A 21,594-nucleotide genomic window follows, 5' to 3' on the forward strand; every position below is an offset into this window, starting at 1 on the left:
ACCCATAGGAGTGACGGGATGCAGATTCGCTTATTCTCCCCTAAAGATACGGCACAGGTTGCGACAGTATTTGATGCCAGCGTGATGAAAGGGGCACAGGAGTATTATTCACTGACCGAACGATTGGCATGGGCACAACATCAAGGGGAGGCGCGCAGCGAATCCTATTGGCTTACCAAACTTGAAAATACAACCACTTGGGTTGCTGAAGAGAGTGGGAAATTAGTCGGGTTTATTAACTTAAAGCCCTGTCCCGATACTGAACTGGACTCCTTGGTTGCTGAGGTCGATTGTTTATTTGTACACCCTGATTACAGTCGAGCTGGGGTTGCGACTCACTTGTATTTGGCATTATTGGAAGAGTCGAAAAACCGCGGCTTTAAAAGATTAACAGTTGAGGCTTCTTATCAGGCGCGCCCTTTCTTCGAGAAACACGGGTTTAACTGTATTCGTCGTAATGAGCTGCGTAGATACTTAACGCCAGAAGATAAGTTACAGGATAAAGCACAGATATTAGTCAATTTTAGCCTGATGCTGTCATTGTCTAATTAGACCCATACCACTGAACAATAATGGCCTTAACAAAAAACCGCCTTAGATTCCTTAGGCGGTTTTTGTTGACGATTTTCACTCACACCGCCAACTCAAGGTTCGGCTGTCGCGGTGTGTTTACCAATCCTCTCTTGCACTTAATGATCAGGCTAAATCAAACACCAGCGCAGTCACTGACCCTTGTGTTGCCGTAAATGTAATCGCATCTAGCCCCGTTAAATGGGCGCCATCACCAGGCAGCATTTTACTGTCATTGACACTCAGCTGGCCTTCGATTAATTGCACATACACATTTCGATTTTTCTCAAGGTGCTCCATCTTCACCTGTGCGGCTGGGGCAAGTTTGAGTCGATACAAGGTTGCATCCTGCTGTACCTTCAAGGTGCCATTTTCCCCCTGCGGTGTCACGACAGGGGTCAGGGCCGATGTTTGCTCGAAGGCTTTTTGCTGATAACCCGCATCAATACCTAGCGTGTCTGGGCGGATCCAAATCTGTAAAAAATGCAGCGGCTCAGTATTTGAGGCATTAAACTCGCTGTGGTAAATACCTTTACCCGCCGACATCAACTGAAACTCACCAGCGGGTAAGGTTTTGATATTTCCGAAACTATCTTTGTGTGCGATAGTGCCAGAGATCACATAGCTGATGATCTCCATATCTTTATGGCCATGGGTATCAAAACCTGCCCCAGGTGCGACTCTGTCATCATTGAGCACCCTAAGGGATGAGATCCCCATATGCTCAGGATCATAGTAGCTAGAGAAAGAGAAGCTATGTTGACTCTTTAACCAGCCTAAGTCAGCCTGACCGCGGTCCTGTGCTTTTCTGATTGTGATCATTTTCTTCCCCTTATTTGATGCGGTTAGCGAATAGGTTATCTAGCGCGAATTTACCGGCGCCAGAAATCGCTAGTGATGCCGTTGCCGCTAACAGAGCTAGACCAAATTCATAGCCGTTGTTGGTTAGGAACAAACCATTACCGATATGGACCGAGAAAATCGCCACTACCATAGTGAAGGATAAGACTAGGGCGGTTGGGCGGGTTAGCAGGCCAAGCAACAGGAATAGGCCGCCGAAGAATTCGCTTGAACCCGCCATCAGCGCCATTAAATAACCTGGCGTCAGACCAATGGATGCCATCCATTGCCCCGTACCTTCTAAACCGTAGCCACCAAACCAACCAAATAGCTTTTGTGCACCGTGGGCTAACAAGATGATCCCGATAGGAATACGCAGTGCCAGTGGGGCTAAGCTTGGAGCTGATTTCAGTGTTTTAGCGATAAGTGTTTTCATGGGATATTCCTTATTTCAAATTATTTAACGAGTATCTTAACTAAGTTGTTTAATCCAGTTTTTGTTGCATGTTCAGTAGAACTGCTCCATTGCTAAGCAGTGTAGACTTGACCTTTGATAAAGAAAATCGGAACATTTTCAATGTCAATTTCAAAAAATTTGAATGAGAGTTTTTATGTTACCTATCATTAGCCTCGATGGATTAATTGTGCTTGATGCCATTGATAAAAAAGGGAGTTTTTCGGCCGCAGCCGAATCGCTATTCAGGGTGCCATCGGCACTGACCTACACAGTACAGAAACTTGAAAGCGATTTGGGAGTAAAATTATTTGAACGTAAGGGGCAAAGGGCTGAGTTGACCCTAGTCGGTCAACTGGTATTGCGCCAAGGGCGGGAGATACTTGCCGCCACATCGAGGCTTGAAGAGGCTGTGCGCCAGCTTGAAACTGGCTGGGAGTCCTCGTTAACCTTAGCTATCGATACTGTCGTGCCGGATCTGCCCCTGTTACAACTGGTCTGCGAATTTACCGAGTTAGGTAAACAAGTCACTCTCAATCTCAGTGAAGAGTCATTAGGTGGTGGTTGGGATGCGCTCTACTCGGGTCGGGCCGACATTGCCATTGGGGTCACGGGTGAATTACCAAAGGGACAATACCATTTAGTGGAGATTGGTCAGTTGGAGTTTGTATTTGCACTTAGTCCATCCCATCCACTGGCACAATATGGGGCCCCCATTCCTACCGAAGCTCTATTACAGTTTCCATCCATTGTTGTGGCCGATAGCTCTATGGCGCTGGCACAGCGTTCGAGTGGATTGTTTGATAGTCGCCAAGTCATTCGGGTGCCTAATATGCAAACTAAGATTAAAGCGCAGCAGTTAGGTTTAGGTGTCGGCTATATTCCAAAACACTTGATCTTAGATGCGTTGGCATCGGGTGCATTAGTTGTCTGTGAGGTAGAGATCTCTAGGCCCCCTCAGGCGGTATTTTTAGCATGGCGCAAGGGAAGCCAAGGTAAGGCGCTGACTTGGTTTGCCGAACGTTTACCTCACTGTGATTGGCAGTTTTAGTCGTCTTTTTTATAACACGGAACAAAGCCCTAAATATCAGGGCTTTCTTAATACTTCTAACCGGAACGCTTTAAATGGCTCGTGTAATGCACATGGGGAGACAGAAAATCCGCAAGGTTAGGGGCCCGATTTAAGAAGCGGATAAATGCCTGTGGAAGGGTGAGTGACTCTATCGACTCCTGCCAACGAGCCTGTAATAGCGGGTGATAACCTTCTTTGCCCGCAGCGGTATAAGAGGTTGATACACCAATGTATAAAGACTCAGGCTTGACGGGATACCAAAGTGACAGCCCGTCTTGTTGCATCATTTCCAATTTAAAGAGACGTTCACCTAGGGGACGTCTGCCATCGTAGTAATAGCGTAAGCCGTAGGTGTAAGGGAAACTGCCTGCACCCGTGCCTCGTACACTATTGTTGGTGGCGGCGTTAATAGCCGACTCCAGTGCTTGGTAGAGAAACTGGCCTTGGATTTCATATTTAACTAGCGGTAATTCAAAGGGTAACAATTGCCCCATCACATCGGCGAGGGTTAACTGCCCTTGGGCAACCGATTGACGTACGCCGCCCGCATTATGCAGGGCAAAGTTAACCCGAGGATCTTTAATCTTGGCCTCTTGAAACATGCTGCGGCTCACCCAAGGGGCGATTTCACTGCCGTGGGGCAGGGCCTTGGATGGCAGCCTAGTATGCACAAGATTCTTGGGTACTAGGGCTAAGACTTTGTTTTCCATCTCGGCGATAGCGGGGCGATAGATATCATGGATCACGTCGTTAATATCTTTGTCCGCTTTATCCCAAAGAATATAGGGATGCTCGTCAAAGCGCTGGCGTACGGCTTGGTAGTCGACATCATCAACTTGTACACTCGAACTTAGGATAAACTGCTGATCGAGCATGAAGTAGTTGCCACCGCTCAGGTTTATCGCCCGACCTTCTGCATCAAATTCTATCTCGGCTAAGCCAACGACTTCGGCATATTTACCCGCATGAACTATGGGGGTGCCGTTGATGACTTCACCATAGGGTAAATGGCTTAAACCAAGGGCGCGAAAATCCCCCTGTAGGGTATGCGTGTGGCCGCCGACAATCAGGCTGATCCCTGAGACTTGCTCGGCGAGGCGTTTATCCTGATCTAAGCCTAAGTGGCTGAGCACTATGATGTGCTTAATCCCCTCGGCATGCAGATGTGCCACCGTTCGCGCCGTTGTACTGATAGCATCGACAAAATGTGTATCGGGATCGGGGCGGGCAATCTCCTTCATCTGATCCAGTGTAATGCCTATTATCGCAATCTTTGTATCGTAGAAGGGTTTAAGGAGATAAGTCGCTAATTGGGCTTTTTCATCGTAGGCCAAAATATTTGGAACGGTACGCAGACAGCCGAGTTTATTCACATCCTCTTGGCTTAAATCCATATTCCCCGCCAGCAAAGGAAAATCGATTTGTCTGGCAAAGTCAGCGAGGCGAGCATTGCCTTCATCGATATCATGATTGCCTACCACCATGGCGTCGGGGGCGAGTAAATTCAGCAGGTGGGCGTTAGCTTTGCCTTTAAAATGGCTAAAATAGAGTGTTCCTTGGAAACTGTCGCCGCCATGGAGGAATAAAAAGGGAATATTGTTCTGCGTTGCATGCTCACGAGCCTTGGCGATGTGATAGCCAAGGCGGGCATAACCACCGCTGTGGCTGGTGACATCCAGTGTTTTATGACCCACATTGAGGGGGAATTGCACGCGGCTTGGTTCAAAATTCGAATGTGTATCGTTGATATGCGCGAGTGAGAGTCTGTAGCCCTGTGTCATAACGTACCTCTATTACGGCGGGAGATTATAACCTTCTCCTCTAAAACAAGAAAGGGAGCTTAGCCCCCTTTACTTTAACGATCACTTAATAACCTAGGTTAACCCGATTTCGCTTCGTCATCATCGGCTGCGGCTTCAAAGTCACCGTCATCGGAGAGACGAATCCCTTTTGTTTCATGCGCTTGGTCCAGAGTTTACGGGCCAATTGCTGCATGTCGGTCGCGGGATCGTTTAAATCGACAATCTCTAATCCCAACATGGATTCGATAATATCTTCTTGAGTCACAATGCCTTGGCTACTACCGTATTCATCTACCACCATAGCGATTTGTGTATTGCGTTTAATCATACGCTCAAATAATGGCAAAATTTTTGCGGTCTCAGGCACTACGAATAAGCTGCGCTTCAATTCGCCTATTGGCATATCCGGGGTGTAACGCTCGGCCAGTAATACATCGGTGCGGGTGATGTAACCGATAATATCGTCATGATCCTGATCGTAGACGGGAATACGGGTAAAAGGTTTGTCACGGTATTCGCGCACGAACTCATTTTGCGTTAAATCCACAGGTAGCGAGAACATCACGGTACGGGGAGTCATGATGGCGGTCACTGGCATATCGCGCACCTTTAACATTTGGGTCAAAATCTTCGACTCTTGTTCATCGAGTTCGCCCGACTCATGGCCAATTTTGGCCATGGCACTCATTTCTTGACGAATATATTGACCTTCTTCGCCTTTCCCTAAAAAGTGAGTAACCTTATGTGACAGCCAAATCAATGGCTGAGTGACTCGCTTCATCCATGTAATGGCAATTGAAACACTCGGTGCAAGACGACGCCAATGGTTAGCTCCCACAGATTTAGGAATGATCTCCGAGAAGAACAAAATAATAAAAGTTAATACCCCGGAGAAAACGCCCAGCATTTCATCCCCAAATACTTTCGCTGCTTGTGCACCCGCAACGGCGGCGCCTACAGTATGGGCAATGGTATTTAAGGTGAGGATCGACACTAATGGTGCTTCGACGTTATCTTTGAGTTTACGTAATCTTGCGGCCGCAGCACTGTCAGTTTGGTCGAGCGAGGCGATATAACTAGGGGTAACCGAGAGCAAAACAGCTTCGAATACACTGCACAGAAAAGAAACCGCGACAGCGACAAGCACTATAATGATGAGGGTTAACATATAGGTGGTATTACAACTCCGTATTCTAGGCCAACGTTAGCCCAGCGAGATTCTATCATAGTCGAGTCGTGTTGCTGGCTAAAAAAATTTTGCGTCTGTATAATTCGCCGCCCTGTTGCAGGTTTTGGTGTTGAGGTGAGTGGTATGAGTGAAAAGAAGATCAATTTATTAGACCTTGATCGTAAGGCTATGCGTGCCTTATTTGCGGATCTCGGGGAAAAACCTTTCCGTGCCGATCAGCTCATGAAATGGATCTATCATTTCGGCGTCAGTGACTTCGAAGAAATGACCAACATCAATAAAGTGTTACGCCAAAAACTGGCGGCGCGCTGCGAGATCGTTGCACCCGAAATTTCCAGTTTCCAAAAATCCACCGATGGCACTATTAAGTTCGCCATTCACGTCGGTGAAGGCCAAGAAGTCGAAACTGTTTACATTCCCGAAGATGATCGCGCCACTTTATGTGTGTCATCACAGGTCGGTTGCGCCCTCGAATGCACTTTCTGCTCCACCGCCCAGCAAGGTTTTAACCGTAACTTGACCGTGTCTGAGATCGTTGGTCAAATCTGGCGCGTGTCGCACTTTTTAGGTTTTGCAAAGGACACTGGTGATCGTCCTATTACCAACGTGGTAATGATGGGGATGGGCGAGCCTCTGCTCAACTTAGCTAATGTCATTCCAGCGATGGATATTATGCTCGATGATTTTGGTTTTAGTCTGTCAAAACGCCGCGTGACGCTGTCTACCTCGGGGGTTGTACCTGCGCTTGATAAACTCGGGGATGCCTTAGATGTGGCTCTTGCTGTGAGCATTCATGCCCCTAACGATGAGCTACGTGACATCCTTGTGCCTGTGAATAAAAAATACCCATTGCAGGAGTTTCTTGCGGGGATCCGTCGTTACATTGCCAAATCGAATGCTAACCGTGGCCGTGTGACCGTTGAATATGTGATGCTCGATCATATCAACGACAGCACAGAGCAAGCCCACGAACTCGCCAAATTAATGAAGGATACCCCTTGTAAGGTTAACCTCATTCCTTTTAATCCGTACCCAGGCTCCCCCTACGGTCGTTCATCAAACTCACGAATCGATCGTTTTTCAAAGGTACTGATGGAATACGGTTTAACTGTGATAGTGCGTAAGACCCGCGGTGATGATATCGATGCCGCCTGTGGACAGTTAGCGGGAGATATTCGTGACAGAACTAAGCGTTTGGCAAAAAAACGCATGCAAGAAAATCAGATTTCAGTCACAATGAATTAACTCTTTGTTTGCACAGATTTATAGGCTTGCCCATGAAGCATGGATTGTCAGGGTGTTCATTAGTACTTGCGCTGTCATTGTTAATGACTGGGTGTGTGACTGAGCGCACCTATACAGGAACCGATATTCCAGTTTCGGATCGAAAATTAGATAGGGTTGCCGCCGCTAGGGAACGTATGCAACTCGGTTTAACCTATTTGAATCGAGGTAACTCGGAACAGGCTAAATATAATCTTGATAAAGCAATAGAATATGCGCCAGAGCTGGAAGATGTCCATATCGCGATGGCCTATTACTACCAAACCGTAGGGGATCTCATTCGCACTGAACAGTCGTACCAAGACGCGATCGGTACTAATGATGTCTCCGGTGATTCCATGAATAATTTTGGGGTGTTTTTGTGCCAACAAAAGCAATACGACAAAGCTGAAAAAATGTTTTTGGCCGCAATAGAAATGCCCAAATATACGCGAACCGCGTCGAGTTATGAAAACTTAGGTCTTTGTAGTCGGCAATCGGGACAAGCAGAAAAGGCACGACAGTATTTTCAGATGGCGTTAAAGTATGATCCGAGACGCTCGGTGTCATTACTGGAGTTGGCTGAGCTTGAAGTTGAACGGGGTGATTTTATCAAGGCGCGTAATCAACTTGCGCAATATCACCAAGTGGCAGCCCAGACTCCAGAGAGTTTAGCGCTCGGAATAAAAATAGAGCAGGCGATGAATGATGATGCTGCGGTTAAGAAATTTGGTATTTTATTGCTTGCCAAATTTCCAGCATCACCTCAGGCCAAGCAATACAGAGTTAATTTGCATCAATGAAAGATCAAGAAATAAATGCGCCAGTTGGACCCGTTGAGTCTAGTGAAACCGAGTCGGCGGCGCCTGATGTAACGCTTGGAAAGTTATTAAAAAACGCCCGTGAAACAATGGGACTTAGCATCGCAGACGCCGCAGTGAAACTGCATTTGCGCCCTCGTATTGTGGAAGACATTGAAGCAAACAACTTCACCAATATTGCTTCTTCCACTTATGTTCGTGGCTATGTCAAAAACTATGCCCGAATGGTTGGTGTCGATACCCAGCTCATAGAGGCCTGTCTCACTAGGCAAGTCCCGTCGGTGACAGAGCCTACCATGCAGAGTTTTTCACGCAAAACGACCTATCAAGCTCGTGACACTAAGTTAAAGTGGCTGAGCTTTTTTATTGTTATCGTGTTACTCGGATTGCTTGTGGTGTGGTGGATGCAAAAATCGACCTTGTTAACCCATGTTGATGTATCTCAACCGACCGCAGAAGAAGTGGCCGCCGCCAATCAAACCCTATCTGGGGATGTGTTGCTGACCGAAACCGATGCGAGTCAACAGTTAACTGAAATAGCCGCGAACGGCTCTATGTCAATCGACGGTCCGATTAAAGATACCGATGTCAGCACTATTGGCGAGGGGACTGCCGATGTGAGCACTGGGCCTACGGACAATACTTATCCTCAAATGGCTGATACCAGCAATGAAGATGGTGGTTCAGCTACCGCTGCCACCACTGCATCGCAAACTGCCGCACCTGTGGTTCAACAGCCTGCTGTAGCTGCAACACCTTCATCCGCCTCAACATCACCAGCCTCAACTCCAGCGGCCACCTCAGTCAACACTCAGGTCGCTGTTGCTGGACAATCGATGATTGGTGTTCAGTTAACCGGTGATTGTTGGATAAACATTGTCGATGCAAAAGGCAAAGCCTTAGTCGATGGCGTTAAAGGCGCTGGCGCTGTAATACAAGTGAGTGGTGTGCCACCGTTTAAAATTATTTTAGGGGCGCCCCATGTGGCGACCTTAAGCTTAGATGGCCAAATGGTTAGCTTAGCGGATTTCCCCAAGGGCCGTGTTGCACGTTTGACCATACCTAAAATTTAGTGATCAGTGTTAGGCGATTCGCTGCAGCAGAACGTACCGAAATAGAGTGTATTTAGCATGTATAATGAAACTCCCATAAAAAGACGTCCTTCTACCCGCATTTATGTGGGGAATGTACCGATTGGTGATGGGGCGCCGATTGCCGTTCAGTCAATGACCAATACTAAGACCACAGATGTTGAAGCCACTATCGCTCAAATTCGTGCCTTAGAGAAAGTGGGTGCCGACATAGTGCGTGTCTCAGTACCGACTATGGATGCCGCAGAAGCCTTTAAACTCATTAAGCAAGCGGTCAAGGTGCCTTTAGTGGCCGACATCCATTTCGATTATCGTATCGCCTTAAAAGTTGCCGAGTACGGTGTCGATTGCCTGCGTATTAATCCGGGCAATATCGGCAACGAAGAGCGTATTCGCAGCGTGGTGGAATGTGCCCGTGACCACAATATTCCTATCCGTATTGGTGTGAATGGCGGTTCATTAGAGAAAGATCTGATGGACAAGTACAAAGAGCCAACGCCTGAAGCCTTGCTCGAATCGGCCATGCGCCATGTGGATATTCTAGATCGCATGAACTTTGATCAATTTAAGGTCAGCGTTAAGGCGTCGGATGTGTTCTTGGCGGTTGAATCCTATCGTTTATTGGCAAAGCAAATTCGCCAGCCGCTGCATTTAGGCATTACCGAGGCGGGTGGGGCACGCGCAGGTTCAGTGAAATCGGCAGTCGGTTTAGGCATGTTATTGGCTGAAGGCATAGGGGATACCCTACGTATTTCTCTTGCGGCCGATCCCGTCGAAGAAATCAAAGTGGGTTTTGATATCTTAAAATCGCTGCGCATTCGTAGCCGTGGGATTAACTTTATCGCTTGTCCATCATGTTCACGCCAAGAGTTTGATGTGATTAGCACAGTGAATGAATTAGAACGTCGCCTCGAAGACGTAACTACCGCGATGGACGTGTCTATTATCGGCTGCGTCGTCAACGGCCCAGGTGAGGCTTTAGTGTCGCATATTGGGCTAACCGGTGGTCACAATAAGAGTGGCTACTACGATGAAGGTGAGCGTCAAAAAGAGCGTTTCGATAACGACAATTTAGTCGATTCCCTCGAGGCGAAAATTCGTGCTAAGGCGAGCCAGATGGCAAACCGTATCCAAGTGAAAGATACAACCGAGTAATATGCATCTGCATTTGGGCATAGATTACGCCTAATGATGTTGAGCTAGGCCCCGAAACCGACGGGGTCGTTTTACGTTTTGCGTTCAAAAGCCTATAATGCGTGACATTTTTTATTAATTTAGCTAAATCGGACGAGTCGACACAGTGGCAAAACAGATCCAAGCGATTCGCGGAATGAACGACATTCTGCCAACTCAAAGTCCTCTATGGCAAAAAGTGGAAGCGGTACTGCGTTCAAGCGTCAGTGCTTACGGTTACAGCGAGATCCGTACTCCGATAGTGGAAAATACCGAACTTTTCAAACGCTCTATCGGTGAAGTAACTGATATTGTTGAAAAAGAAATGTATACCTTCGAAGATAATAACGGTGATAGCTTAACGCTGCGCCCAGAAGGTACTGCATCGACAGTGCGTGCGGGTAACGAAAATGGTCTGCTGTATAACCAAGAACAACGCCTTTGGTATATGGGCCCTATGTTCCGTCACGAGCGCCCACAAAAAGGCCGTTATCGCCAATTTAACCAGTTTGGTGTGGAAGTCTATGGCATAGGCACGGCTGATATCGATGCTGAAGTCTTGATGCTATCGGCACGTCTGTGGGAAAAACTCGGTATTAGTGAGCATGTCTCATTAGAGCTGAACACCTTAGGCGATCCTGCTGAGCGCGCGGTTTACCGTGATGCCCTGATTGCGTTTTTAGAGCAGCATAAAGATGCGCTCGATGAAGACAGCAAGCGCCGTATGTATAGCAATCCGCTGCGGGTATTGGATTCCAAAGATCAAAATGTCCAAGCCATATTGGTGAATGCACCTGAGTTAATGGATTTTCTCGGTGAAGAATCGAAGACACATTTTTCACAATTGCGTGAACTACTTGACGCCGTTGGCATCAAATACACCATTAATCCGCGCCTAGTACGTGGCTTAGATTACTATAATCGCACTGTATTTGAATGGGTTACATCGAGTTTAGGCTCACAGGGCACTGTGCTTGCGGGTGGGCGCTACGATGGTTTAGTCGCCCAATTAGGCGGCAAGGATACCCCTGCAGTCGGTTTCGCCATGGGTTTAGAGCGTATTGTATTGCTGCTTGAAACCTTAGAACTGAACAAAGATATTCCGTCAGAAGTGGATGTGTATGTCACTTCCATGGGGGAAAGCTGTCTGGTTGAGGCTATCAAGATTGCGCAGGAATTACGCTCCGCACTACCCAAGCTTAAGGTGATGAGTCACTGCGGTGGTGGCAACGTGAAGAAACAAATGAAGCGCGCCGATAAAAGCGGTGCTCAAGTGGCCCTACTGATCGGTGAAGAAGAATTGGCCGAAGGTATGGTGACGGTTAAACATTTACGCAATGACATCGAACAACAACGGGTAGCTCGAAGTGCATTAAGTGCATTTTTAGCTGAACTGATTAAATAAAGGGGACGTGCGCGTGGAAATTTATAGCACAGAAGAACAACAAGTTGATGCTATCAAGCAATTTTGGAAAGACTATGGAACGTCAATTTTAATTGGTGCTGTCGTTGGTTTAGGCGGCCTATACAGTTGGAATTATTACTCCGACATGAAAGTCGCGCAAGCGGAGGAAGCATCGCAGGCTTTCCAAGCTTTGACTACTAAATCAACTGATGAAGCTGCCCTGTTGGCGGGTGTAGCCGAGTTTTCTAAAAACCATGATCAAAAGGGTTATCTTGCACTTTTAGATTTGATTGTGGCAAAAACGGCGGTAGAGGCAAAGGACTATACGAAAGCCGAAGAAGTGCTTAAGAAAGTCATCGCCACTAAACCTAGTGCGGGTTTAGATATGATCGCGACGCTACGTTTAGCTCGAGTGCAAGCAGAGCAAGGTCAAATTGATGCAGGTTTAGCCACATTAGAACAAGTGACCGACAAAGCATTTTTGGCTCAACGTGAAGAGTTAAAAGGCGATTTCTTCGTGCGCCAAGGTGAAGTTGATAAAGCGAAAACGGCTTATCAAACCGCAGTTGATAATGGCGGTGTGGTAACTAGCCCTGCGCTTAAAATCAAACTTGATAACCTAAATCAGGCATAAGGGATCCCTTGATGAAGTCTTGGTGCAAAAACCTGCTAGCCGCTGGACTTAGTCTAGCCATGTTATCCGCTTGTTCGTCGAGCGATGTTGAAGACGAACCTGTGAGTGAGCTAACAGCCATTCAGGCGACAGTGTTCCCTGAAGTGAGTTGGAGCGCCTCTGTCGGTGACGGTGTTGGCGATTACTACTCGCGCCTTGCTCCCGCCGTTCGTTACGGTAAAATTTTTGCTGCCGACCGATACGGTGCCGTGATGGCGTTTGATGAAGCCACAGGTGAGCGTGTTTGGACTAAAGATTTCAGTGAAGAGTTTCGTGATAATGCTTTAGCCAAAAACAAGGGCGCGCGTCTTGCAGCAGGTGTAACAGCTGCACGTAATAAAGTCTTTGTGGGTGGTGAAAGCGGGCTATTAGCGGCACTCAATGTCGAAGATGGTCAAGTATTATGGCATGTGGTTACGGGCGGTGAATTACTGTCAGCCCCCACAGTGGCCGATGATGTGGTGGTGGTGAGTACCAGTACTGGTTCACTCGAAGCCTTTAACATCGATACTGGCGTTAAGTTGTGGGTGTATGAAATGCAATTGCCGAATCTGACCCTGCGCGGTACAGGTTCTGCAGCCTACGAAGCGGGTGGTTTCTTTATCGGCACCGCCGATGGGAAAGTGGCCGTTGTGATTAAAAACAATGGTCAAGCCGCATGGGAGCAGGCGATTTACAACCCCTCCGGCGGTAACGAGTTTACGCGTATGGCCGACGTAGATATGACGCCGCTGATCCTGGGCGACAATTTATATGCGGTGAGCTACAACGGTAACTTAGTGTCGATGGAACTGCGCACGGGCCGAGTCGTGTGGACGCGTAAGTATTCTAGCTTTAATGAGTTAGCTTCGGCTGGCTTAAGCTTATTCTTAGTTGACGACCACAGCCGTATCTACTCAGTTGATAAACGTAACGGTTTAGAACTGTGGAGTAACTCTGAGTTAGCTAACCGCACTCTGACATCACCCGCTGTGTATAAAGACTATTTAGTTGTGGGTGATTTTGAAGGTTATTTACACTTCATCGATCGCAGTACAGGGACGATTGTGGGTCGTGTCCAAGTGGACAGCTCTGGATTATATGGCCAGCCATTAGTGGTTGACGATAAAATCTATGTTCAAGGTCGCAGTGGAAAGTTAGCTGTTGTAACACTTCCCTAATTAAAAGTGTTATCCTTGTAGAGCCCCTGGAAGTGTGTTCCGGGGGCTTTTTATTGAAAAGTTTTTTAGAGGCAAAATATGATCCCTGTAGTGGCCCTTGTTGGTCGGCCGAACGTCGGTAAATCCACCCTATTTAATCGCCTTACGCGTACGCGTGATGCGCTGGTTGCTGACTTTCCTGGCCTAACACGTGACCGTAAATATGGTCGAGCATTCTTATCCGGCTATGAGTTCATTGTGGTCGATACCGGCGGTATCGATGGCACTGAAGAAGGGATCGAAACTAAGATGGCCGAGCAATCCCTTGCCGCCATTGAAGAAGCCGATGTCGTTTTATTTATGACAGATGCGCGTGCTGGTTTAACCGCTGCGGACTTGTCGATTGCCCAGCACTTGCGTAGCCGTGAAAAAACCACCTTCGTGGTCGCTAACAAAGTGGACGGTATCGATGCCGATTCGGCCTGCGCCGAGTTTTGGTCTTTAGGTCTAGGTGAAGTTTACCAGATGGCGGCGTCCCAAGGTCGCGGCGTCACTAACATGATCGAATACGCGCTGACCCCCTATGCCGAAGCCATGGGCATTGAGCGTCAAGGCGAAGAAGAAGTTGTCGATGAGCGCCAATACACAGAAGAAGAAGCAGAAGCTGAGCAAAAGCGTCTACAAGATTTGCCTATCAAGTTGGCAATTATCGGTAAACCTAACGTCGGTAAGTCGACCCTAACTAACCGTATCTTAGGTGAAGAGCGGGTGGTGGTGTATGACGAACCCGGCACAACCCGTGACAGCATTTACATCCCCATGGAGCGTGAAGGCCGCGAGTATGTGATTATCGATACCGCGGGGGTTCGCCGCCGCAGTAAAGTGCATCAAGTCATTGAGAAATTCTCAGTGATTAAAACCTTGAAAGCGGTTGAAGATGCCAACGTGGTGCTACTGATCATCGATGCCCGTGAAGGTGTTGCCGAGCAAGATTTAGGCTTATTAGGCTTTGCCCTCAATGCGGGTCGCGCCTTAGTGATTGCCGTCAACAAGTGGGATGGTATTGACCAAGGTATTAAAGATCGCGTCAAGAGCGAACTTGACCGCCGTCTTGGCTTTATCGACTTTGCCCGTATTCACTTTATTTCGGCATTGCACGGTACAGGTGTTGGGCATTTATTTGAATCGATTGAAGAAGCCTACGACAGTGCTACGCGCCGTGTCAGTACTTCTATGCTGACACGTATTATGCAAATGTCCCAGGACGATCACCAGCCGCCATTGGTCAATGGTCGCCGTGTTAAGCTTAAATATGCTCACGCCGGTGGCTACAATCCGCCCATAGTGGTGATCCATGGTAACCAAGTAAGTAAGCTGCCTGACTCGTACAAACGTTACATGATGAACTACTTCCGCCGTTCATTGAAAGTGGTCGGCACGCCAATCCAGTTGCGTTTCCAAGAGGGGGATAACCCATTTGAAAACAAGACTGAGAAGTTGACCATGAGCCAAGAGCGCCGCCGTAAACGCGCCCTGAGCCATATTAAAGATAGAAAAAAATAATCTAGCTTAACGTAAAGCTCATAATAAAAAGGAACCTTAGGGTTCCTTTTTATTTGATTGATTGGCGCTTGGGTCGACAGGGTTAGTCTCAGGCTATCTTTTCTTCCTGCATACCCTCGAGAATAATCGCCGCGAGCACGTCGTAGTAGTGTGACCATGCGTTTTCAATGCTGGCATTAGATTGACCTTTTAGTTCATGCTGAATGGCTAATATTAGGGCAGATTTGACAATGGGGAAGTGTAAAACCTTGACGCCATAGTTCCGATGTCTTGCGCCTAATTCCAGTAGAATTGTTCTGATCGTATCTAGATGATGAATATTGTCGACGGCTGCACAAAAGATCATATAAAAATGTTCTTCTATTAGTTTGCGATCGCGCTTAAACATAGGTTTGATCAGCGGCGCCATGTCAAATAGGCAATCATAAAAAATGGTCGCAAAGTGTTGTTCTTGATGATTTATCAATGAAAATGACGAGGTAATAGCCTCTTTTTCGATTTCAGTTAGCCCCATATCAAACCTACCCATCAATGTATGCTGATGATTAATTTGTATTATAGTCAAGTTTAATGCAGGGCTTATTTTTTGTGAAAAAGTTAATCAATAACACATGTTTATGGGATTTGTGTGATGATCGACACTAACCGTTCATGGGGCAGTTGGGTGGTGATAGCGTCACCGATACGTACTTGAGCTGCCGATGTCACAACGATACCGCTCGCGTCGGTAGTGATACTGTAGCCTCGACTTAATGTGGCCAGTGGGCTGACCGTCTCAAGTTGATGGGCGGCGTGTTTTATCCGTTGTTCACTCTGGCTGAGCTTATCTGTCAATGCATCCTGCAGGCGACTGGCGAGGTAGTTTAAGCGAGTTTCCTCTAGGGCGAGTTTATGCTTAGGAGATTGCTGCTCAAGGCGGCTTGCGAGTAATTGCTGGCGACGACTGCACAGATGTAGCCGACTGGAGAGCGCCGACTCTAGCCTTAATTGCATTTCATCGAATCTTTGCTCGAATTGTTGCAGTGTTCGCTTGGGGTCTAAGCGTTGCAGCCTGTGATCTAACACAGTTAAACGCCTTTCTTGTTTGAGCTGATAATGTCTGGCACTTTGTTGGAGGCACGATAATACGGCCGCTAATCTTTGTGCTTTATTCTCACTATCTTGGGAGAGCAGTTCAGCCCCCGCAGAGGGGGTTGGGGCTCGAATGTCGGCAACATAGTCGCTGATGGTGGTATCGATTTCATGGCCAACGGCGCTGATGATGGGCAGGGCACTGTTATATATCGTATGGGCGAGTGCCTCGCTGTTAAAACACCATAAATCCTCAAGTGAACCGCCACCACGGGTGAGCAGTAGCACATCGACTTCTAACCGCTGATTGGCAATATTAATCGCTTGGCAAATGTTTCTATCTGCGGTTTCACCTTGCACTTGGGTAGGATAAATAATGACTTCGATGGAAGGGTCGCGCCTTGCCAGTACATGCAACACGTCGCGGATCGCTGCTCCCGTCGGTGAAGTGATAACGCCAATGCGTTGGATATTTTTGGGCAACGGCCTTTTAGTGTCGGCGGCAAATAATCCCTCGGCGGCAAGCTTCATCTTGAGGGCATCAAATTGCTGGGCAAGCAGACCATCACCGGCGGGTAACATGGATTCGATCAATAATTGATAGTCACCCCTAGGCTCATAAACACTGATCGCGCCTTTAACTAATACTTGCTGTCCATTGATGGGTTTAAAGCTGACACTCTGGTTACGTCCCTTAAACATGGCGCAGCGGATCTGGGAATAATGATCTTTTAGGGTCAAATACCAATGGCCTGAGCTTGGGGATGAAAAGTTAGAAATTTCGCCATTGAGCCAGATTTTGCCGAGTTGTCCCTCGAGAATTTGCCTGACTTCCCCATTGAGGCGTGAGACGGTATAAACATTATTTTTGGCGACTTGCATGGTTTTTCTCGCGCAAATGGGAATTTTTCACTATTTTCCATTTACCGCGCCCCAGATGCAAGGTATAATCCCGCCGCAATATTTCACCTCTAAATCCTACTCAACTGGGGAGATGTTGCTAATGCTACGTTTAATTAAAGAAGCGCTTACTTTTGACGATGTGTTACTTGTTCCTGCGCATTCTACTGTACTCCCAAATACCGCCGTTCTTAAAACTCGCCTAACTAATACTATCGAACTCAACATTCCTCTTGTGTCCGCCGCCATGGATACAGTCACTGAAGCTCGCCTTGCGATCGCAATGGCGCAGGAAGGTGGCTTAGGTTTTATTCACAAAAACATGAGTATTGAGAAGCAAGCCGAAGAAGTGCGTAAAGTCAAAATTTACGAAGCGGGCGTGGTTCAACAACCTGTGACTGTGACGCCCTCAACGACTCTTGCCGATCTGAAAGTGCTAACCCTGAAAAACGGTTTTGCGGGTTACCCTGTGGTTAACGAAGCGAACGAGCTTGTCGGTATCATCACCGGCCGTGATGTGCGCTTTGTGACCGACTGGAGCAAAACGGTAGAGGAAGTGATGACGCCTAAGTCACGTCTAGTCACTGTTGCCGAAGGCACTAAGTTAGATGAAGTGCAAAAATTAATGCACTCTAACCGTATCGAAAAAGTGCTAGTTGTCGATGATAACTTCAAATTAAAAGGTTTGATCACAGTTAAAGACTTTGAGAAAGCCGAGCGTAAACCTAACGCCTGTAAAGATGAGTTAGGCCGTCTACGAGTGGGCGCCGCCGTGGGTGCGGGTGCGGGCAACGAAGAGCGTGTTGATGCGCTGGTTAAGGCCGGTGTTGACGTACTGCTGATCGATTCTTCCCACGGTCATTCCGAAGGCGTGCTGCAGCGTATTCGTGAAACCCGTGCCAAATATCCTGATTTACAAATTGTCGGTGGTAACGTCGCCACGGCACAGGGCGCCTTAGCCTTAGTTGAAGCGGGTGTTAACGCAGTTAAAGTCGGTATTGGCCCTGGTTCTATCTGTACGACTCGTATCGTAACTGGTGTGGGCGTGCCACAAATTACTGCGGTTTCCGATGCCGCCGAAGCCGTTAAAGGCTTAGGTATTCCGGTGATTGCCGACGGTGGTGTGCGCTTCTCTGGCGACTTAGCTAAAGCCTTAGCCGCGGGAGCATCTTGCATCATGGCGGGCTCAATGTTTGCGGGTACTGACGAAGCGCCGGGTGAAACCGAGTTATATCAAGGCCGTGCATACAAGTCTTACCGCGGCATGGGCTCCTTAGGTGCTATGTCTCAAGGCTCTTCTGATCGTTATTTCCAATCGGACAATGCCGCCGACAAGCTTGTTCCTGAGGGAATTGAAGGTCGTGTGCCCTACAAAGGTAAGCTGAAGGAAATCATCCATCAACATATGGGCGGCCTACGTTCATGCATGGGTTTGACTGGCTGTGCCACCATCCTTGAACTGAATGAAAAAGCCCAATTTGTGAAAGTAACATCTGCGGGTATGGGCGAGTCCCATGTGCATGATGTGACTATCACTAAAGAAGCACCTAACTATCGTTCAGGTTCTTAAGCGTTTGAAATAATGGGGCGGCGATAAGCCGCCCCGTTGGTAATCTGTGTAATGCCCTCAAGATTGTCCATATCGATTTTGAGCCAAGTTAAACAATAGATGAGAAAAGGTTATCCATGAGCGATATTCATGAGCACAAGATACTGATCCTCGATTTTGGATCCCAGTACACTCAACTGATTGCCCGTCGTATCCGTGAAATTGGCGTTTACTGTGAATTATGGGCGTGGGATGTGACCGAAGCCCAAATCCGTGAGTTTGCCCCTAATGGTATTATCCTAGCGGGCGGCCCTGAAAGTGTGACGGCTGAAAATTCTCCCCGTGCACCTGAATATGTCTTTAACGCTGGCGTGCCCGTGTTAGGTATCTGTTACGGCATGCAAACTATGTCTGAGCAGCTCGGTGGCAAAGTGATCCAAGGCGTGGGTGAAGGTGAATTTGGTTACGCGCAGATCGAAATGTTGGCGCAATCGGCACTCTTTAAAGATATCGAAGATGCTGTCAATAGCGAAGGTAAACCGCTGCTCGATGTGTGGATGAGCCACGGTGATAAAGTGTCTGCGATCCCCGAGGGATTTGTGGCGGTGGCTAAAACCGATACTTGCCCCTTTGCGGCTATGGCCTACGAAGGAAAACGTTTCTATGGCGTACAATTCCATCCTGAAGTGACCCACACCCGTCAAGGCATGCGGATGTTATCGCATTTTGCCTTAGACATTTGTGGCTGTGCCGCTAATTGGAAACCCTCATCTATCATCGAAGATGCGATTGAGCGCTTGAAAAAGCAAATCGGCGATGATGAAGTGATTTTAGGGCTGTCTGGTGGTGTCGATTCATCGGTTGTGGCCATGTTGCTGCACCGTGCTATCGGCAAAAAACTGACCTGTGTGTTTGTTGATAACGGTTTATTACGTTTGAACGAAGCAGAGCAAGTGATGGAAATGTTTGGCGATCATTTCGGCCTGAACATTATCCATGTCGATGCGGAAAACCGTTTCCTCGATGCGATGAAAGGCGTTGACGATCCTGAAGCAAAACGCAAAATTATCGGCCGTGTCTTCGTTGAGATTTTCGATGAAGAGTCGAAGAAGTGCGTTAATGCTAAGTGGCTAGCCCAAGGCACTATTTACCCCGATGTGATTGAATCCGCTGGCAGCGCCACAGGCAAAGCCCATGTGATCAAATCGCACCATAACGTTGGCGGCTTGCCAGACGATATGGCTCTGGGTTTAGTTGAGCCACTGCGCGAACTGTTCAAAGATGAAGTGCGTAAGATTGGTCTTGAGTTAGGCCTACCGTACAACATGCTTTACCGCCATCCATTCCCAGGTCCCGGCCTAGGTGTGCGCGTATTAGGTGAAGTGAAGAAGGAATACTGCGACTTACTGCGCCGCGCCGATGCCATCTTCATCGAAGAACTGCATAAAGCCGACCTGTACAACAAAGTCAGCCAAGCCTTTACCGTGTTCTTACCCGTACGTTCTGTTGGCGTGATGGGCGATGGGCGTAAATACGATTGGGTGGTGTCACTGCGCGCAGTGGAAACGATCGATTTTATGACAGCCCATTGGGCACATCTACCCTATGATTTCTTAGGCCGCGTATCAAATCGCATCATCAACGAAGTCGATGGCATTTCCCGCGTGGTTTACGATATCTCTGGCAAGCCGCCAGCGACAATCGAGTGGGAATAAGTTAGTTATTTGAATAATCTTCTGTTTGATTGACGAAAGGCGCTTAGGCGCCTTTTTTATTGTCCTTCGAATGAAGGTTCTTATACTTTTTGTTTAGCTTGATGTTGTGTTGGTAGCCCCCGTTAAACTAAAAAAGGCGACTAAATATAAAAATCAAAAAATACTTAAGCGTGGTATTTTTTTATTATATTTTGTTGCGCGTAGAACGATTTTGAGATAGAACATTAAAAAATAGATTTGGCAGACAATGACTGGCGTCAGAGAGGCCTGAGTCTTGGGATATGAATAATATATTCCATTGCTAAAAATATCGAAGAAGAATAGATGTTTTGCTAAAGCAAAATAACGCGCAAGACACCTATGTAATTCGGCTTGTAGGCTGGAGAATCATCAGCATTAATAAGCCGTTCTTAAGTAAAGTATGTTCTAGTTTTTTATGTATAAAATGGTGAAAATATGGATTTTACACTACGCCGTTATGGAAGAGGCTTTCCACTTGTCTTATGCAATCAGTTAATTTCAATCTTAATCCCAATCAAAATATTTGCTGTTGTTTTTTCTTTGCTGTCCCTCGTATCTTCCTTTTCCGTATTAGCACAGTCAACCCCATGGAACTTTGAGGCTTCTTCTTATATCTGGCTCCCTGAGTCAACCACAGGTATAAAAACTGACGCTGGAACAATTGATAGCGTGCTAAGTGTCAGTGACGCTTTGGAGCAGTTAGATCTTGGGGTCATGCTAACTGGCGTTATTCAGCATGATAAATTGAGCATAGTAGGTGACTTTGTTTATCTGAATTTAGAGACTGAAGAAAATACACCTTTCGGGACACTCTATAGCAGCCTTGAATCGGAGAGCACCCTATCGATTCTCAGCGCTTATGCCTTTTATCAGGTTTATCATCACTCAAATTTTAGTATTGATCTCGGCGCAGGGGCGCGGGCGGTAGATTCAGAAGTCAGAATAATGCTAATGCCTGGCTTGTTACCTTCACATAACGAGAGCGTCAGTGATGATTGGATCGATCCTTTATTGGCGATTCGGTTTTTTGGTCGGTTAAGTGAAAAGTGGAGTGCTTCCTTCATTATAGATGCTGGTGGTTTCGGTACTGGCAGTGCTTCTGATTCAACCTGGCAAGCCGTTACGTTAATAGCTTATCAACTCACAGATAGTTGGTTACTGCGTGGAGGTTATCGACATCTCGATATTGATCGTCAAGCTGATGGGCAGTTGTATGATTTCAAAATGACAGGGGTTCTATTTGGCTTCAGTTATCGGTTTTAATCTTTCTACGTTAAGGGAGT

The 21,594-nt window shown here is 47.2% G+C and carries 18 protein-coding genes and 1 pseudogene; 13 read left to right on the top strand and 6 right to left on the bottom strand.

Annotation, left to right across the window (positions count from 1 at the left end; all coding sequences use genetic code 11):
* The first annotated feature begins 18 nt into the window (after positions 1-18).
* Complete coding sequence (locus tag SOHN41_RS05085) at positions 19-552, top strand: GNAT family N-acetyltransferase (protein WP_007646296.1); 534 nt, start codon at positions 19-21, stop codon at positions 550-552.
* A 144-nt stretch (positions 553-696) separates the two neighbouring features.
* Here SOHN41_RS05085 and SOHN41_RS05090 read toward each other — a convergent pair whose 3' ends face one another.
* Together SOHN41_RS05090 and SOHN41_RS05095 are read right to left on the bottom strand one after the other, a co-directional pair.
* On the bottom strand, positions 697-1,392 hold the full coding sequence (locus tag SOHN41_RS05090) for a pirin family protein (RefSeq protein ID WP_007646298.1): 696 nt from the start codon (positions 1,390-1,392) through the stop codon (positions 697-699).
* A gap of 10 nt (positions 1,393-1,402) precedes the next feature.
* Entirely contained in the window at positions 1,403-1,846 is a 444-nt protein-coding gene (locus SOHN41_RS05095) for a DoxX family protein (RefSeq protein WP_007646301.1), read from the bottom strand.
* Between the two features lie 175 nt (positions 1,847-2,021).
* Here SOHN41_RS05095 and SOHN41_RS05100 point away from each other — a divergent pair, with 175 nt between their 5' ends.
* Positions 2,022-2,915: a LysR substrate-binding domain-containing protein gene (locus tag SOHN41_RS05100; RefSeq protein ID WP_007646303.1), complete on the top strand. Its 894-nt coding sequence runs from the start codon at positions 2,022-2,024 to the stop codon at positions 2,913-2,915.
* 56 nt (positions 2,916-2,971) lie between these two features.
* On the opposite strand, the gene SOHN41_RS05105 is transcribed toward SOHN41_RS05100, so the two are convergent.
* Together SOHN41_RS05105 and SOHN41_RS05110 are read right to left on the bottom strand one after the other, a co-directional pair.
* Positions 2,972-4,717: a bifunctional metallophosphatase/5'-nucleotidase gene (locus SOHN41_RS05105; protein WP_007646304.1), complete on the bottom strand. Its 1,746-nt coding sequence runs from the start codon at positions 4,715-4,717 to the stop codon at positions 2,972-2,974.
* A 98-nt stretch (positions 4,718-4,815) separates the two neighbouring features.
* Positions 4,816-5,906, bottom strand: a pseudogene (locus SOHN41_RS05110) (CNNM domain-containing protein).
* Positions 5,907-6,050: 144 nt separating this feature from the next.
* On the opposite strand from SOHN41_RS05110, the gene SOHN41_RS05115 reads away from it, so the two are divergent.
* The 8 genes from SOHN41_RS05115 (at position 6,051) to der (ending at position 15,055) form a co-directional block, all read left to right on the top strand.
* Positions 6,051-7,172 (top strand): bifunctional tRNA (adenosine(37)-C2)-methyltransferase TrmG/ribosomal RNA large subunit methyltransferase RlmN, encoded by a 1,122-nt coding sequence (locus SOHN41_RS05115; protein ID WP_007646311.1) that lies wholly within the window; start codon positions 6,051-6,053, stop codon positions 7,170-7,172.
* A 32-nt stretch (positions 7,173-7,204) separates the two neighbouring features.
* Positions 7,205-7,993 carry a type IV pilus biogenesis/stability protein PilW gene (gene pilW, locus SOHN41_RS05120; protein ID WP_037458082.1) on the top strand — a complete coding sequence of 263 codons (789 nt, stop codon included), beginning with the start codon at positions 7,205-7,207 and terminating at the stop codon, positions 7,991-7,993.
* Positions 7,990-9,084, top strand: a complete 1,095-nt coding sequence (locus SOHN41_RS05125; RefSeq protein WP_007646313.1) for a RodZ domain-containing protein — start codon at positions 7,990-7,992, stop codon at positions 9,082-9,084. The genes pilW and SOHN41_RS05125 overlap by 4 nt, the downstream gene beginning before the upstream one ends.
* 57 nt (positions 9,085-9,141) lie before the next feature.
* Positions 9,142-10,257, top strand: a complete 1,116-nt coding sequence (gene ispG, locus SOHN41_RS05130) for a flavodoxin-dependent (E)-4-hydroxy-3-methylbut-2-enyl-diphosphate synthase (protein WP_007646314.1) — start codon at positions 9,142-9,144, stop codon at positions 10,255-10,257.
* 145 nt (positions 10,258-10,402) lie between these two features.
* Entirely contained in the window at positions 10,403-11,680 is a 1,278-nt protein-coding gene (hisS, locus tag SOHN41_RS05135; protein WP_007646315.1) for a histidine--tRNA ligase, read from the top strand.
* 13 nt (positions 11,681-11,693) lie between these two features.
* The gene (locus tag SOHN41_RS05140) at positions 11,694-12,314 is read left to right on the top strand and encodes a tetratricopeptide repeat protein (RefSeq protein WP_007646316.1); all 621 of its coding nucleotides are present in this window, start codon (positions 11,694-11,696) and stop codon (positions 12,312-12,314) included.
* Positions 12,315-12,325: 11 nt separating this feature from the next.
* Positions 12,326-13,513: an outer membrane protein assembly factor BamB gene (gene bamB, locus SOHN41_RS05145; protein ID WP_007646317.1), complete on the top strand. Its 1,188-nt coding sequence runs from the start codon at positions 12,326-12,328 to the stop codon at positions 13,511-13,513.
* A gap of 78 nt (positions 13,514-13,591) precedes the next feature.
* Positions 13,592-15,055 (top strand): ribosome biogenesis GTPase Der, encoded by a 1,464-nt coding sequence (gene der / locus SOHN41_RS05150; RefSeq protein WP_007646318.1) that lies wholly within the window; start codon positions 13,592-13,594, stop codon positions 15,053-15,055.
* Positions 15,056-15,143: 88 nt separating this feature from the next.
* Here der and SOHN41_RS05155 read toward each other — a convergent pair whose 3' ends face one another.
* Together SOHN41_RS05155 and xseA are read right to left on the bottom strand one after the other, a co-directional pair.
* Positions 15,144-15,584, bottom strand: coding sequence for a globin domain-containing protein (locus tag SOHN41_RS05155; protein WP_083820736.1), 441 nt, complete (start codon positions 15,582-15,584; stop codon positions 15,144-15,146).
* Positions 15,585-15,670: 86 nt separating this feature from the next.
* Positions 15,671-17,008, bottom strand: coding sequence for an exodeoxyribonuclease VII large subunit (gene xseA / locus SOHN41_RS05160; RefSeq protein WP_007646323.1), 1,338 nt, complete (start codon positions 17,006-17,008; stop codon positions 15,671-15,673).
* Positions 17,009-17,129: 121 nt separating this feature from the next.
* On the opposite strand from xseA, the gene guaB reads away from it, so the two are divergent.
* The 3 genes from guaB (at position 17,130) to SOHN41_RS19595 (ending at position 21,574) form a co-directional block, all read left to right on the top strand.
* A complete protein-coding gene (guaB, locus tag SOHN41_RS05165; protein ID WP_037458175.1) occupies positions 17,130-18,596 on the top strand; it encodes an IMP dehydrogenase in 1,467 nt (488 codons plus the stop codon).
* Positions 18,597-18,712: 116 nt separating this feature from the next.
* Entirely contained in the window at positions 18,713-20,290 is a 1,578-nt protein-coding gene (guaA, locus tag SOHN41_RS05170; protein WP_007646326.1) for a glutamine-hydrolyzing GMP synthase, read from the top strand.
* A gap of 456 nt (positions 20,291-20,746) precedes the next feature.
* Positions 20,747-21,574 (top strand): outer membrane protein, encoded by an 828-nt coding sequence (locus SOHN41_RS19595; RefSeq protein WP_007646327.1) that lies wholly within the window; start codon positions 20,747-20,749, stop codon positions 21,572-21,574.
* The last annotated feature ends 20 nt before the right edge of the window (positions 21,575-21,594 follow it).

The sequence above is a fragment of the Shewanella sp. HN-41 genome (assembly GCF_000217915.1).
Classification (GTDB): Bacteria; Pseudomonadota; Gammaproteobacteria; order Enterobacterales; family Shewanellaceae; genus Shewanella.